Origin of the sequence: Methylobacterium durans (genome assembly GCF_003173715.1) — a bacterium.
GTDB lineage: Bacteria > Pseudomonadota > Alphaproteobacteria > Rhizobiales > Beijerinckiaceae > Methylobacterium > Methylobacterium durans.
The window spans coordinates 3,539,504-3,554,196 of sequence record NZ_CP029550.1; the positions used below are offsets into that span (position 1 = coordinate 3,539,504).

The 14,693-nt window shown below is 63.6% G+C and carries 14 protein-coding genes; 7 read left to right on the forward strand and 7 right to left on the reverse strand.

Going from position 1 to position 14,693, the window contains the following annotated elements:
* Positions 1-19: 19 nt before the first annotated feature.
* On the reverse strand, positions 20-349 hold the full coding sequence (locus DK389_RS16225) for a DUF3467 domain-containing protein (RefSeq protein ID WP_210206666.1): 330 nt from the start codon (positions 347-349) through the stop codon (positions 20-22).
* Positions 350-627: 278 nt separating this feature from the next.
* On the reverse strand, positions 628-960 hold the full coding sequence (locus DK389_RS32490; RefSeq protein ID WP_162560685.1) for a hypothetical protein: 333 nt from the start codon (positions 958-960) through the stop codon (positions 628-630).
* Between the two features lie 96 nt (positions 961-1,056).
* On the opposite strand from DK389_RS32490, the gene DK389_RS16230 reads away from it, so the two are divergent.
* A complete protein-coding gene (locus DK389_RS16230) occupies positions 1,057-1,644 on the forward strand; it encodes a PAS domain-containing protein (protein WP_236960090.1) in 588 nt (195 codons plus the stop codon).
* A gap of 99 nt (positions 1,645-1,743) precedes the next feature.
* Here the strand turns inward: DK389_RS16230 and DK389_RS32495 are convergent, their stop codons facing one another.
* Positions 1,744-2,106: a hypothetical protein gene (locus tag DK389_RS32495; protein WP_162560686.1), complete on the reverse strand. Its 363-nt coding sequence runs from the start codon at positions 2,104-2,106 to the stop codon at positions 1,744-1,746.
* Between the two features lie 639 nt (positions 2,107-2,745).
* Between DK389_RS32495 and DK389_RS16235 the strand changes: the two genes are divergently transcribed.
* Positions 2,746-3,048: a hypothetical protein gene (locus DK389_RS16235; RefSeq protein WP_109891093.1), complete on the forward strand. Its 303-nt coding sequence runs from the start codon at positions 2,746-2,748 to the stop codon at positions 3,046-3,048.
* Positions 3,049-3,110: 62 nt separating this feature from the next.
* Here DK389_RS16235 and DK389_RS16240 read toward each other — a convergent pair whose 3' ends face one another.
* The 3 genes from DK389_RS16240 to DK389_RS35665 all read right to left on the reverse strand — a co-directional run bounded on the left by DK389_RS16240 (position 3,111) and on the right by DK389_RS35665 (position 5,378).
* Positions 3,111-4,307: an outer membrane beta-barrel protein gene (locus DK389_RS16240; RefSeq protein WP_236960092.1), complete on the reverse strand. Its 1,197-nt coding sequence runs from the start codon at positions 4,305-4,307 to the stop codon at positions 3,111-3,113.
* A 127-nt stretch (positions 4,308-4,434) separates the two neighbouring features.
* Positions 4,435-4,767 (reverse strand): hypothetical protein, encoded by a 333-nt coding sequence (locus DK389_RS16245; RefSeq protein WP_236960094.1) that lies wholly within the window; start codon positions 4,765-4,767, stop codon positions 4,435-4,437.
* A gap of 305 nt (positions 4,768-5,072) precedes the next feature.
* Positions 5,073-5,378, reverse strand: coding sequence for a GcrA family cell cycle regulator (locus DK389_RS35665; RefSeq protein ID WP_109891097.1), 306 nt, complete (start codon positions 5,376-5,378; stop codon positions 5,073-5,075).
* A 271-nt stretch (positions 5,379-5,649) separates the two neighbouring features.
* Here DK389_RS35665 and DK389_RS16260 point away from each other — a divergent pair, with 271 nt between their 5' ends.
* The gene (locus tag DK389_RS16260; protein WP_109891101.1) at positions 5,650-6,939 is read left to right on the forward strand and encodes an MFS transporter; all 1,290 of its coding nucleotides are present in this window, start codon (positions 5,650-5,652) and stop codon (positions 6,937-6,939) included.
* Between the two features lie 147 nt (positions 6,940-7,086).
* Here DK389_RS16260 and DK389_RS35670 read toward each other — a convergent pair whose 3' ends face one another.
* Positions 7,087-7,275, reverse strand: a complete 189-nt coding sequence (locus DK389_RS35670; protein ID WP_210206673.1) for a helix-turn-helix transcriptional regulator — start codon at positions 7,273-7,275, stop codon at positions 7,087-7,089.
* A 156-nt stretch (positions 7,276-7,431) separates the two neighbouring features.
* On the opposite strand from DK389_RS35670, the gene DK389_RS32500 reads away from it, so the two are divergent.
* The 4 genes from DK389_RS32500 (at position 7,432) to bcsA (ending at position 14,625) form a co-directional block, all read left to right on the forward strand.
* The gene (locus tag DK389_RS32500) at positions 7,432-7,707 is read left to right on the forward strand and encodes a hypothetical protein (RefSeq protein WP_162560688.1); all 276 of its coding nucleotides are present in this window, start codon (positions 7,432-7,434) and stop codon (positions 7,705-7,707) included.
* Positions 7,708-8,318: 611 nt separating this feature from the next.
* Entirely contained in the window at positions 8,319-10,805 is a 2,487-nt protein-coding gene (locus tag DK389_RS16270) for a response regulator (protein WP_236960982.1), read from the forward strand.
* Between the two features lie 506 nt (positions 10,806-11,311).
* Positions 11,312-12,040, forward strand: coding sequence for a cellulose biosynthesis protein BcsS (bcsS, locus tag DK389_RS16275; RefSeq protein ID WP_109891107.1), 729 nt, complete (start codon positions 11,312-11,314; stop codon positions 12,038-12,040).
* A gap of 137 nt (positions 12,041-12,177) precedes the next feature.
* Positions 12,178-14,625: a UDP-forming cellulose synthase catalytic subunit gene (bcsA, locus tag DK389_RS16280; protein WP_109891109.1), complete on the forward strand. Its 2,448-nt coding sequence runs from the start codon at positions 12,178-12,180 to the stop codon at positions 14,623-14,625.
* Positions 14,626-14,693: the final 68 nt, after the last annotated feature.

Below are 14,693 nucleotides of genomic sequence, written 5' to 3' on the forward strand. Positions count from 1 at the left end.
GCCTCGCCCGACCAAGCCTTCAGATGTTGATCTTACCGCAGCGCTGTTCGAACTCAGCGATACGCGCGGTGAGAAGGGCGGACAGGCGCTTCGCCGCGTGTGGCGTCAGCATGATCCGGTTCTCGAGTTCAACGGTTAGCTCTTCGGCTTCGATGAGATTCCAAGTCTGATTTGTCCCGAAGAGCAGCGAAAATTCCTCATTCGTACTCAGGACATTTACAACATTGGCAAACGATGTTGCCATATGCGAGTCGTCCCACCGGACTTTTTTTGATGTTGAAGCAGGGATGTTCTGACCTCGATCGTCCGCAGTCGCCGGTCCGATTGACTTGCTCGCAGATTTTGCCACTACTGTGCTCCGCGCAGAATTTCTCTGCTTATGCAAGGCAATTTTCTTGAGGTCAATCCATTGACTAACATTGGCGTTCTGTAGTCAACGCTTGGCCGCCAGACTTCCTATCAGATCTGCTACCCGTTGCATCATTCAAATGAACTACGGACTTAAGGCAGTGCAAGGGAGCGACTCTGCTGCCACACCCGCACGCGCAGGGAGCTTGCGGCCACGGGATGCGGTTGCGGGAGATGCTCGTTCGAAGGCGTGTGGGACTTTCAACCTGCTTGACCGGATCATGTGCGCGGCGCAGTCCCGAAGCCGATGCGATCGTCAACCAGAGCGACGCGCCAGGGGTGTTGCAAACTTACCGCGGCGGTCGGGTCATGATCCTGCTGAAGCCGAAAACTCCCGCCCGCGCGCCAAAGCCTGCGGGTCGATTGATACGCCATCTCGCTGCCCTGAACCACCTTCAGTCGGAACGCTTTTGAGAGCACGGAAGTATCTACATCAGCCGGTGGATCGGGCTTCAGGTCTGTTGACGCCGCATTCAGCAACTTCGCGGACGTTGCTTCGGAGAGGAACTTCGGCTGCGGAGCCGATGCATTCGCGCGAGTTAGCGCGAGCATCCCGTCACGGCCCGCAGGTCAGTGCACGATTCCGGCCCTCCTTTCATCCGGGGGGGATTGCACATTTTTCAAACACACTAGACTATCGAGCCGAAGATGGGTGAGCGGGTGCTCATTGGCATGCCACTACTCAAAGTGCTGGATCGCATCGGATGTGGCGGAATGATCCTCGATACGTTAGGGGAGGTGCTGTTCATCAACGACAGCGCCCGGCGCATCCTACAAGCAGGATTTGGTCTCACGGAGTTTCAATCTGCCGACATAGCCGGGGGCGGGAGGGACTTCGTCAAGAAACTTCTCGGCTTGGGAAAAACCCGTGTTCAATTTGATAATGAAAATTGGATTTTAGTCGAACGTGAAGGAGGGCGACCACTGATCATGCATGCAGCGCCATTGCCGCAGGAAGGTGATGGCGGGCCACATACGCTCTTAGTTCTGGTCGATTTGGAGGGGGCTCCAACTGCAAACCGTGCAGCCTTAGAGCGGGTGTTCGGCCTTACGCCAGCTGAAGGAAGGCTGGCAGCCTTGCTGGCGGCGGGCGCAACAACCGCGGAGGCCGCCGAAGCACAGGGTCTGAGCGTAGCAACTATCCGCGCTCAATTGGGATCCATATTTGCCAAGACTCATACCCGCCGGCAGGCAGAGCTTGTGATGTTAATCATGCGGTTGTCGGCTCTTCCTTAGTCAATATGCCGAAAATGTCTAAAGATCCAGTCTCCAATGCGTGAATAAAGACCATATTTCTCCGCCCCAGCTCGTAGAAGTAGGATTTAATATTCATAATCAATCGATGCGAGCCTGCGCAGGATCAAAACCCTCTCCTGAATAGATCGCGTCCGCGTCAACCTCATTTCGCGTATTATTTGGCAGACTCGATTTTGTTTGATTGCGTGTTTTGCGCTCTTTGCAATCGCTGCAGACTGAAGTGAGTGCTTTCCGGCTCTGGTTATCCGTTCTCCGATCGAAATCTAGCTGGCGAGTTGAAGCTCGCGCGTAAACGTCTGCGATCTCGCCACGGATGTTGCTGGGTTCTCCGGTTCGTTGAACAGATGTGGGCGCATGTGGCTGCAGATGGACCGCCTGTGGCTCAGCCCAGGCCGGCTTGGCGAGTGCGAGAAGGGTGAGGAGGTAGAACGGGACGCGCATCGGGTCTGCTCCGGGCAAGCCTCAATTCTGCTCGTGATTGCAGCAAAACCAAGATCGGAGAGCCCTTTTGGATGTGCGCAGCCGCCATCTGCCGGAGGCATCGAGGCGGCTCAGCATGGCACCAGGATCGGTGGTGGGGCGAACGAACCGGGCTGTAAAAGACGCTCCCTGCTAGAGGTTCGCACGGGGGATCACAGCCTCATCATCATGGGCACACCCTGCCGCCCGGGTGAGCCCGTCGCATTCGGCGACATCGCCAACGCGGTGCTCGGAACGTCCGATCGATCCTTCCTGCTCGTAGCAGGATGAGGATGGAGCTGTACCGCTGGTGGGACTGAAAGAGGCCTGCGTCTCGACCTCGCCCGTCACGCGGCTCGCGGTTGAACCTGCTTCTCGATCAACGGCGCAGCTACATCCCGCGCCATCTCTAGGTCATACGTCGCCGGCAGGCCCATTCAGAGCTCCGGAGAGGTGCCGAGATACCGGGCGAGCCACAGAGTCGTCCCGACCGAGACCGAAGGCCTTCCCGTATGATCTCCCTGATGGGGGCCTCTCGCGCCGCGATGGCCCTGGTCTGTTGACGGCAAACGATCTCGGGGTATCAAGCTTAGCCGATCCGAATCACGCGGAGCTGACAAGATGCTCGACCAGGAAACGGTTCACAGCTTCGAGGATATCAAGCACTTCTTGCGGCCGGGTGACCGGGTGTTGTTCTACAAGCCACACCAGTCCTTCGGCTTTACTATAGATACGGATCAAAATCTCGGAATCGTCCACGACCTCCTTGAGCGCGATCTTGGACTAAAACGCGATGCTATCAAGCAGACAATCTGTAACCACGATGGTTCGCAGATCATCGCCCGAATTGAACATTGGGTAGAGGTAAATCCCGTGACGAAGCACGGCAATGCGTTGATCTCAATACTCACCGCAGATATTTGAGCTACCGGTTCAAGCCCGCAAACCGTTCAGCCCACTTCGTACAGGCAGGCGCGATCGACGCACTAAAATAAGATCCCCGTTTCGACAACGAAGCGACTCTGGTGTTTCTTGTCGCCGTTCTTCCCGAATGCGAGGCCAGAAGTCGCATTCACCGCTTTGACGTAAGAATATTCGGGACGTACATAATACCTGTCCACCTGAAACGTCGGAGTGATTGTGGCGGAAAATGCTTTGCTGCCCGGTCCATAAAGCAGGCTTGTCTCACCCGTGCTTTTCTTGCCGGATTGGGCGATGTACTCAACCCGGCCCGCGAGCGAGATCTGAGATGTAAAGGAGTAGCTTGCCAGCAAAGCGCCGCCGTAGGTCGACGCGCTCTCATTTATTCCGAGCGTAAAATCACGGGGCACATGTGTAAACTGGACGTACGGCGATATGATCCATGGTCCAGATTTATAACCATAAGTGATATTGTAGATGCTGCTGTTGTTCTGTAGCAGCGGAGTGGCGACCGACTCATGCGAGGAGCGATCAAGATTGGCTCCCGCGCTAAAACTGACACGGTTCGCGTCATCGAATTTGTAGACGACGGATCCAATGAGCCAAGTCAGCCTATCCGAATAGAAGCCATCATTCAGCGATGTCGTGATAACAGTAGAGTCTTTGCTGTAGGCGATCTGCAGACCCTTGTTGATGTTGTTAGCTTGATTGAAGAGCAGTCCCTGCTCCACATTCATGTTCTGGAAAGTGAAGGTTCTCTCCCCGCTGAACAGGGATGGCATTTGCCCACCCTGAAGCGAGAACTCATCGCTGAGCTTGACCTTCGCGTAGGCGAGCGGAACAAACCCGTAAGTCTGTGACGTCGTGTCAATCGCGCTAGAGTTTGGAACACCCAGGGCGGGGATAGAATAGATGCCGGTCTGAATGTAGAATTGGACCGGACCATCTGCCTTCTGCACGATCATCTGCAGATTGCTAAAATCGACCCGCCCCGTGCGGTCATCCGGGTATGGATTGCTCTGCAGCAATCCATACCCCGTCACGACGCCCGACACATTAATTTTTCCGAGTGGCCCAGCCATAAAGGACGCCGGGTTCGGGTCCGCCCTCAGTGGGCCGCTGATCGTTGGCTGCTCGAGCTCGCCCGACTTCTCGGTCTTCGGAACCGAGTCGTCATCATCGTCGGACGCGGCCTTAGCGATCTGGGCAGATCCGATGGTGCTCAGCCCGATAAGGGCGCACGCCATCAGCCCGCGGCGCAAACCTCTGGTCCTCGCGCGCGGGGGCAACTCTCCCAGAGGGCCAGCGGGTCGCGCGGCTGGCGCGTTAAAGGAGAGGTGCCGCTGTGCGCCCGTAGTTTGAAAGCATGGGGGCGCCGAAAAATCAGCATCACTTCCTCAAGTCGCGAAGTTGGTGGTACAAGGCCCGAACGGCATCCATGTAATCCTGGCCTGTATTCCTCAGGCACATTTCCTGAACAAACTTCATCTGTTCTGCAGCAGGCAACGCGTCTGGCAGGAGATCGATGTCCTCATCCACCCCCTGTGGTGCGCGCATGAGCGCTCCGCTCATGAAGCCTTGTGCCCAAGCGAAAAACTCTCGTTCAAGAGCAGGGTTGCCTTGTATTTCTTGGTTGAAATCGGCGCAGGTCGAAGCTCCGTGACCGACGATCTTCGCGGTTTGAGCCTGTGCAGCCACAGCAAAGAGAATGCTCAGGGCCACAATCGCTTTCCGCATCGAAAGATCAGGTCCTCTGCGCAGCAAGCATGGAAAAATGCCGGCGAGCATTATGCGGCTGAGGGCAAGGGCCGACAATGGCGCGGCGATTAGCGTGGGTGGGAATGTGGCCGGAGTGCCGTTTCGGGCACACAGGATCCGAGCTGCCCCCGTGGTTGGCTCCCTGCTCTCTGCCTGCATCGTGACCGCGGCAGATAGTGCCCAGGGGCTTGCGGGCTGACGGCGGCTCTACCTGGGTGAGGTCGCCCCATCCACGCCCGCACGCAGAGCGCTCGGGACAAGATCCCGCATCAGTGCGAGCGCGTCTTCGGTCTCGGTTCACGCGGCGGTTGGAGGTTCGGCCTGTTCAGAGCTCGGCGCCGAGGACCTGCCGGAGCCGGAAGCTGACTGCCGTGTTTTCCGGTTAGTCCGAGGCGGTGAGCCTTACCGATCACGGCATTGCGCGTGATGCCTTCGCCCAGCTTCTCGGAAATCGCGCGGGCCGGCTCACCCGAGATCCAGAGGCGGTTCAACAGTTCCACGCGCGGCTCGTCCCAGACAGCTGTCATGCCGAACTCCCCAACTTTCTCGCACCTGGCGTTCACGCGCAGGGACATCAGTTGACGGTGGCGCACGCAGAGGACCCAAACTCTGCTGGATCAAAGGTATGGCGGGCACGACGGTCGGGAAGCCCGACACTACGAGCGTCACGGGCTTCCGCCCCCTTGCATCGACCGGAAGCGGCCGGCTGCACGCGACCTGCGCGGCGAAACAGATGAGCCGCAGCCTCAAGGGGTACAGGTTCGTCCCGGCTCGGCTCCTGCAACCAACGGCTTTGCTCGGCGCTTCTCCGATGCCGGGCTTAGAACGTGTTGGGAGGCAGGCGTGATGGACGCGACTGTAACCCGCAAGGTGCTCTGGCGGCTCGTTCCCTTCCTGATGCTCTGCTACTTCGTCGCCTTCCTCGACCGGGTGAACGTCGGCTTCGCGGCGCTGACCATGAACCGCGACCTCGGCCTCTCCGCTGCCGTCTACGGGCTTGGTGCGGGTATCTTCTTCCTCGGCTACTTCCTGTTCGAGGTGCCCAGCAACATCATCCTGGAGAAGGTCGGCGCGCGGCGCTGGATCGCCCGCATCATGATCACGTGGTCGCTCGTCTCAGCCTCGACCGCCTTCGTGGTGGGCGAGTGGTCGTTCTACGCCGTGCGCTTCCTGCTAGGCGTGGCGGAGGCCGGGTTCTTCCCGGGCATCATCTTCTACCTGACCAACTGGTTCCCCTCCGAGCAGCGGGCCAAGGTGGTCGGCACCTTCATGATGGCCATCCCGATCTCCTCGGTGATCGGCTCGCCGCTCTCCGCCTGGATCATGGCTGCAACCGATGGATCGCACGGCCTGGCAGGCTGGCAGTGGCTCTACCTGATCGAGGCGGCCCCGAGCTTCCTGCTCGGCTTCGCGGTGCTGGCCTACCTAGCGGACCGGCCTGAAGACGCCCACTGGCTCGATGCGGAAGAGCGAGGCTGGCTGGCCGAGCGGATCGCGCGGGATCGCCGGGAGAGGGTTCAGGTCCAGAAAATCAGCCTCGGTCAGGCGCTGATCCACCCGCGCGTGCTCGGGCTCAGCCTCGTCTACTTCGGTGTCAGCACCGGCCTTTACGGCATCGGCCTGTGGTTGCCGCAGATCGTCAAGGACTTCGGCCTGAGCACGCTGCAGACGGGCTTCGTCACGGCCATTCCCTACATGGTCTCGGCGGTTGGCATGGTGCTGTGGACGCGCCACTCCGACCTGAAGATGGAGCGCACCTGGCACGTCGTGATCCCGGCCGTCGTCGGCGGCCTTGCCTTCGCGGCGGCAGGCTACGCACCGTCGCCGACCCTCGCGATGATCGCGCTTAGCGTGGCTGCGCTCGGCGTGTTCAGCGCGATGCCGACCTTCTGGACCTTGCCGACCGCGCTCTTGACCGGAAGCGCCGCAGCTGGGGGCATTGCCCTGATCAATTCGATTGGAGGCTTGGGCGGGTTCGTCGGTCCTTACGTCATCGGCTGGGTTAAGGACGTCACCGGCCAGTTCAGCCTCGCGCTTCTGGCGATTGCGGGCTTCATGATCGCGGCGGGCCTGCTGACGCTGGTGCTCAGCTCCATCGGCGCGGGAACTCGGATCACACACTCTCCGGCGGAGTGAGCCGGTCGGCTCAAGAACAGCTCATGGGAGCGGCTATCCCCTCGTTGCTCCCCCTGGCGGCCCTGCATTCTCGACCACGTCATACACCTAACCGTCGTGCATGAAGTTGCGCAAAATCGGCTCACTCAGCCCGCTGTCTGGCTGAGGTCAGGCTCCCGAGCAAAGCGAGCGGAACGCATTCGAGAACCGCAAGATCCTATCGCGCGAGCCGGAGAGTGCCTGCATACCCATCCAGAACTCCGCAGACGTGCCGATGTAGCGGGCAGGGCGCAGAGCCATCTCGGCCGACACCCACCGCCGACCTCGGATGATCTCGCTGATGCGCGTTTCCGGCACCGCGATCGCCTTGCGATGCTCAGCACCGCCCGGAGCCGTGCGTAGTTTGCCTCCCCGTCACCAAGCTGAACCACAGCCGCGCTTGATCGTTAACGAATTGCGCACCCACCCGCGCTCCACGCGGAGGCCGAAGGCGCGCCGCGAGGAGGGATCGTCATGTCGCGTTTCCATCGCTTCGGGCTCGTCACGCTTGCCGCTGGCGGGATCTGGGGCCTGCTGGCCGCAGGGGCTTGTGCGCAAACAAGGCCGGCAGGCGCTGACAGTGGCATCCGCCCCATCGCCGTCGGCACCGTCGTGGCGCAGCCGTGTCTCGGTGTCTGTCGCTCGGCCCTGCCGCCCTGCCGCGTCGGCCGGCGCTGGTTCGGACCCTACGGCTACGTGTGTTACCGGCCCGAACCCTATTTCCGTCCCTCGTGGCTGGGCCCCCTCTGATCCGCACGAGACGCCTCCGCTCTCAGGATGCCGCCCCGCAGCGGCTCTGAGCATCCTCGTACCTCGGTCAAGCGCGATCACCCTTCCGCAGGCGGCCTGGATCAGCGTGTCGTCGGCTGCCGGTCCAGGAGTGTGCAGGGGCAAAGCCCGAGGTAGCAGGTCAGGATCAGGTCGGGGCACGGGCCGAAGCCTCAGCATCGCGCAGATTGGCCCGGCGCAAAGGCTCTGAAATCTGCGACCTCCTCAGAACCGCGCGTGACCCAGCACCGGACGCCGCCGCATCAGTCTGGGCGCCGGTTCAGGGCGCGGCAATTCAGATGACCGATGCGCCCGGCGAGGCCCGGCATTCCGACATCAATGCTGCCGTGCGGCGCCCAGGCGCTGTGACGACTGACGTCGGGGCTTCGCACCCGACTATAACAATTTCTTCGCTTGGGCGGCCTGTTTTTTGGGCAGCGGGTGGCGCGGCGATTAGTGCGCTGATCGGTGCGTTAACCAGTCGTTAACCTTCTTCCACCAGCCTGATCGGGACTGTGCGGCGCACCATCGCCCTGCGGTGTGTCCTTCCTGTTTTGGTAGCCCGACCACAGATGGCGAGACGTCGATTGGCGGTGTCCCTCCGCACGCTCATGAGCCTGTCGCTCGCGCTGGCTGTCGGCGTCGGGAGCGGTCTCACCCTGTACCTGTCACACCGCCAGGCGGAGCTCGGTCGCACGGACGAGACGCGGGCTGTCCTCGAGCGGGCAGCCCCGATCCTCGCGGATCAGCTCGACCGCACCCTCCGCGATGTCGGCCGCGACGTGAGCCTCGGCGCGCTCGACGGTCGCGTTGCTCGACCCGATCGGGCGGCCGACCTTGACGCCTACCTCGTGGCCTGGCGGCGGCTCCGTCCGGAATACACCGACATCCTCGTCGCGGACCGGGCCGGCCGCGTTCGGGCCACGGCGAGCGGCAAGCTCATCGGGTCCGACGTGTCGGGCGCCGTCTGGTTCGCGCGCGGCCTGCAGGGGGTGGCAGCCGCAGACGCGTCGGAGCGCAACCGCGCCGGCACCGAGGCGCCGCGCAACGTTATCGTCAGCGCGCCTGTCCCAGACGGTGGCGGCGTCGTGGCGATCCAGATGACGCCGCGCTGGATCGAGGAAGCGACGCAGCTCGCGCGCCGCAGCTTGGGCGCTCCCGGCGAGGGCATCTCCTTCTCCGTACTCAACGCGAGCGGCCGCCTGGTGCTGCAGGTGGGTGCGGTCAAGCCCGACCACCCGGAGACTCAGAGACTTGAGGTGTCCGCCCCGCTCGACGGCAGCGAGCGGCCGGGCCTCGGCTGGCTGCTCGTGGCGCGGGCAACGCCCGGGACGATGAGCGCGGCGGGATCGGGCGTGCAGATCCCGCACGCCATCGTGCTGGCCCTGCTGGCTGTCGGGATCGCGGGCTGGCTCGGTGGGAGCCTCGTGAGCCGGCGAATCCGCAACCTTGAGGCGGCCTGCAGGCAGGAGGCCGCGGGGCTGACGGTGACCGCGCTTCCGATCCGCGAGTTGCAGAGCCTCGCCGACGCGGCCGCCCACGCCATCGCGCGCGGCAAAGGGCGAGAGCGGATGATGCAGGACGCGCGCGCGGCGCTCGTCCGCAGCCGCGAGCGCGTGCGCGCCTTCAAAACCATGGCCGGCTGGAGCTGCTGGGAGGTGGATCTGACGAACGGACGCGTCACCTGGACGGACGCGGTTCTGCCGATCCTGCCCAGCACCTCCGAGCTCGCCACGACCCTGGACGACCTGGTCGACCGCCTCGACCCGGAGGATCGCGACCTCATGCGGGTGGCGATGCGGGCCGCGATCGCCGCAGGGGGAAGCGCCCAGGACGTCACGCTGCGCACGCTGCCGGTCGCCGGAGAGCAATCTGGGCGGCGGCTGCACCTGCGCATGGCAAAGGTGCTGGATGACGGTGACGCCCGCGAGCGGCTGCACGTGCTCAGCCGCGAAGTCGGGGTCGCGAGTCTGCCCGGATCGCCGGTGACGCCGATTGCTAAGCCCTTGGCTCCGGCCGCGAACGAGCCGCTGCTCGAACGACGGCGCGATGGCCTTCTGCGCCAGGTCACGGACGGGATCGTGCACGACGTCAACAACGCCCTCGCGGTCGTCATGACGGCGCTCGGCAGCCTCCAGCGCCACGGTCACGATCTGCCGGATCGTGCGCTCCAACTGGTCGACGTGGCCCAGCGCGGGGCACGGAATGGGGCTTCGCTCACGCGGCGCGTCTCCGCGCTGACCCGGCGCGAGGTCTCGACGCTGGCCGAGGTCGATATCGCGCTGGTGCTCGACGATCTCACCGACTTTCTGCGCAGCTCGGTCGCGCCGGAGATCACCATCGGCCTCTCGCTCGATGAGGCGCTTCCGCCCGTTCTGTGCAGCGAGCGCCAGATCGAGATCCTGATCCTCAACCTCGTGCTCGACATCAAGGCGGTCGCTCCGGCTGGCTGCGGGGTCTCCCTCGTCGTCCAGGCGGCCGAACCGCCGACGACGAGCCTGCTCGCATCCCGACCGAGCCTGCGCCTGACCCTCTCGGCGCCCGTCAACCTCGCGAACAGGCGGGGTCTCGCCTCCGTCGCCGATCTGGCGGACGAGATCGGCGCGGCCGTCGACGTGCAGGCCTCTGAGGCGAGCACGACCGTCAGCGTGTGGCTCCCGGCGGGCGAACGGCAGGCCGTTGTCGAGGCGGCCGCGGACGGCGCCGCCGAGAACTTGGCCGTCCTCCTCGTGGAGGCCGACGCGTTGCTGCGCTCCACCACGGCGAGTGCTCTCAGTGATCTCGGCCATACCGTCACCCAGGCGGCTTCCAGCGCGCAGGCGGTGGAAATCCTGGCTGGCCGCCGCGACTTCGATCTCCTGCTCGTCGACTATGCCTTGCCGGGCATGAGCGGTCTTCAACTCGCCGCGACCGTGTCCCGCACGCATCCCCGCATCCGCACGATCTTGGCCGGCCCGCGCGGCCATCTCCCGGCGAACGCTCAGGTCTTCCAGCAGCTGCATAAGCCGTTCGGGCTGCCAGAGCTGGTGCGGGCGCTGCAGTCGAGAGGGCCGGAGAGGAGAGAGCAGGAAGCCGCGTGACGGCGAGCGCGCCGGGGTGGGGAACGCGCACCGGCGCGGAATGTCGCCGTCCCGGTGCCGAGACGGTCCACAACGGTCCAACCCCCAGGGCCGTTACCCTGCGGCGATCGACACGCGACAGTGTTTCGGCCGCGCTAACCAACATTTGTTGGCGCTAGCACGAGACATCAGAAGCGTTCATCCGCCCAGTGACGCCGCGTTTCAGGATCTGAAGCGCACCGGGCGTCGGGTGATAAAAAATTTTCAGTACTGCCCGGAATTTTGGCAGAACGCTATTGGCGTTCCAAGAAACGACTCGTGACTCGCGCGCCTCTGTGCAGACACGACCGCGCGGCCGACTGATGCGCTCAGGACACGCTTGGTTGGAAAGCTCCGCCTACAGCGCCTTAACACCGCGTTCACCGTCTTATTTAAGCGGAATCTGGTATTAACCACCGCAGAGTCCTCGCGGTTTCCGCAGGTCCTGGAGACATGACGTGCCTGAACACAGCCCTCGAACCGTCTGGATGCTGGCGCTCGCGCTCGGGACGCTCGTCACGGGGCACGCCTCGGCTGCGGATTGGTACACGGGCGTCGAGCGCGGCGGCCAGTCTGACGACTACATCGTGGCTTTCGACGGTGCGGCGACCGTGACCTCGAACAGCTCGGCCTTCGGCGCCCTGACGACGACGATCGCGCCTGCCGGGAGCTTGGTCGAGAGCGGCCCGCGTGTCCGGATGCAGGCGGTTGCCGGCACTTACTCCTATCCCGGGGCGACGGCCGGAACGCGGGTCCGCGGCGAGCAGGAAGAGGGCACGGTTCTGGCCGGCTACGAGTGGATCTGGGACCAGGCCGCGCTAGCCGGATATGTCGGGTTCAACGTGCGCAACAACGAACTCTCGATCCTCGACCCGAGAAATCCCGTCGTGGGCACTGGTGTCGGTGCCAAGGTCGCGGCCGATCTCTGGCTGAACCCCTCGCTGAACACCCTGCTCGCCGCGAGCGCCTCGTACTCGACCCTGTTCAGTGCCTACTACGTTCGCGCGAAGGCCGGCATCATGGTCGCGGACGGTGTGTTCATCGGACCTGAGGGCACGCTCCTGGGCGACGCCTTCTTCAATCAGTGGCGTGTCGGCGCCCACCTCACGGGCTTCGCGGTCGGCCCGATGAAGTTCTCACTTGGCGTGGGTTATGCACATGATCGGGTGCAGAAGGGCGGTTACTACACCAGTGTCGAAGGACGAGCAGCCTTCTAGTTCATTTCGGGACATCTGTTCAAGGATGGACAGCGCTCGTCTCTGAGTCTTCGGTAGAGTTTCTCGCATCTCGAGCACAGTAGCGGCGTCGCGTGTCTCGGCAGGCGTCTCAGGATCAGGGTCAGGACTTCGCGGTGATGCCGATCTTCCTCACACGACTCTCATGGCTCGTCACCGCCGCCGCGGTCATCGTGCTCCTGCTGCAGCCGGTCGGGACCGCGGTTCAGCTCGAGATGAGCCTCGGTGCCGTCGCGGTCATGACAGCACTCTGGCTGTTCACGCGCGGGCGCGCGTCGCACTACATCTTTCTCGGCATCGGAAGTCTGGTTGTCATCAAGTACTTCTACTGGCGCCTCACCCGGACGCTGCCCTGGTCCGCGGACCCGCTCAGCCTCACGGCCGGGTTGGTCCTGCTCGCTGCCGAACTCTACTATCTCTACATCCTCTTCCTGAGCCTCTTCATCAACGCCGATCCCCTCAAGCGGGCGCCGGTCCCTCTGGGAAGTGAGACGGACCTCCCGAGCGTCGACATCTTCGTGCCGAGCTACAACGAGGACGCGTCGATCCTCGCCACCACCCTCGCCGCAGCCCGCTCCCTCGAGTACCCGGCCGACAAGCTCACCGTCTGGCTGCTCGACGACGGCGGAACCGATCAGAAATGCGCCGATCCGGATCCCCAGAAGAGCAGCGAGGCGCGGGCGCGCCGCGCCGGCCTGCAGCGCCTGTGCGAGGAGCTCGGGGTCCGCTACCTCACGCGCCGGCGCAACCTTCACGCCAAGGCGGGCAACCTCAACAATGGCTTGAAGCACGCGACTGGCGACATCGTCGTGGTCCTCGATGCCGACCACGTGCCCTTCCGGTCCTTCCTGCGCGAGACCATCGGCCATTTCGCACAGGATCCGCGCCTGTTCCTCGTGCAGACGCCGCACGCCTTCCTCAACCCCGACCCGATCGAGCGGAACCTGCGCACCTTCGAGCGGATGCCGTCCGAGAACGAGATGTTCTACGCCATCGGCCAGCCGGGGCTCGACAAGTGGAACGGCTCGTTCTTCTGCGGCTCGGCCGCGCTCCTGCGCCGCGCCGCCCTCGACGAGGCCGGCGGCTTCTCGGGCATCACCATCACGGAGGATTGCGAGACCGCCTTCGAGTTGCATTCGCGCGGCTGGACCAGCATCTACGTCGACAAGCCGCTGATCGCCGGCCTCCAGCCCGACACCCTGCGCGACTTCATCGGCCAGCGCTCGCGCTGGTGCCAGGGCATGCTGCAGATCTTGCTCTTGAAAAACCCGGTCCTCAAGCGAGGTCTCAAGCCGATCCAGCGGCTCTGCTACATGTCGAATATGACGTACTGGTTCTTTCCAGTGCCATGCATGATCTTCATGTTCGCGCCGCTGCTCTACATCTTCTTCGACATGAAAATCGTTGTCGCGAACGTCGATGAGGCGATCGCCTATACGGCGACCTACATCGTCGTGAACCTGATGATGCAGAACTACCTCTACGGCCGGGTCCGCTGGCCCTTCGTGTCGGAACTCTACGAGTACGTCCAAGGCCTGTTCCTGATCAAAGCCACGGCTTCCGTCATCCTCTCGCCGCGCAAGCCGACCTTCAACGTGACGGCGAAGAACGTCACGCTGGACCAAGATCACCTGTCGCCGCTCGCTCTGCCCTTCTTCGTCGTCTACGCGATCCTCCTGGGCGGCAGCTTGGTGGCCGCCTACCGCTACGCGTTCGAGCCGGGCATCACCAACCTGATGCTGGTCGTCGGCCTGTGGAACTTCGTCAACGTGATCAAGGCGGGCGCGGCGCTCGGCGTCGCGGCGGAACGACGGCAGACCGAGTCCACACCCTCGCTCCCGGTCGACCGGCAAGCCGTTCTGACGCTGAACGGGCTCGCCATCGATGTTCAGGTGGAGCGGGTCTCGGCCCAGCGCTGCCGAATCCGCATGGACACGATCGTGCCGATCCGGCGGAGCGACGACAGCAGTGCCGGAACGCTCGCCGTCGTTCCGCAACGGGGCGGTGGATCGGTCGGAACCTGGCCGTCGATGCCGGTGATCCTGTCGAGCTCGGTGCTCGCGGGCGAAGAGACGGTGTGCGAGCTTCGCTTCGAGAAACTGCGGCCGCGCGATTACCTCGCGCTCGCCGATCTGATGTACGGCGATGCCGAGGCGATGACGCGGTTCCAGCAGGCGCGGCGGCGTCACAAGACCCTGTTCGCGGGCACCGCGCAGTTTCTCTGGTGGGGGCTGGTCGAGCCCTTCCGGGCCGTCGCGTACGGCCTCGCCGGTCTGCGCGCGCGCGCGCCGGCCGAGGCCGCTCCGGTGCCGGTGCCGAAGACCATCACGATGCGCAAGTCGCTGGCAGATCGGGCCGCGCGCCGGGAGCAAGACGGGGTCGCGACCCGGGCCGTCGAGCAGGGGCCGGTACCCGAAGCCGAGAGCCCGACGGCACAGGGCCTGGCCGCGGAGCCGGCACCCACATGGTTGCAGCTCATGGTCGATGCCGAGAACGAGGCGCTCGCGCGCAACCGCCGGCGGCGGTCCGCAGATCTCGGCGCCTCGCCTGAACCGGCGGCCGGGTGACGTCTCAACGCGAAGCGGCGCGACCTTCCATGATTCGATCCTTCCCCTCTCAACGCGACGGCTGACGG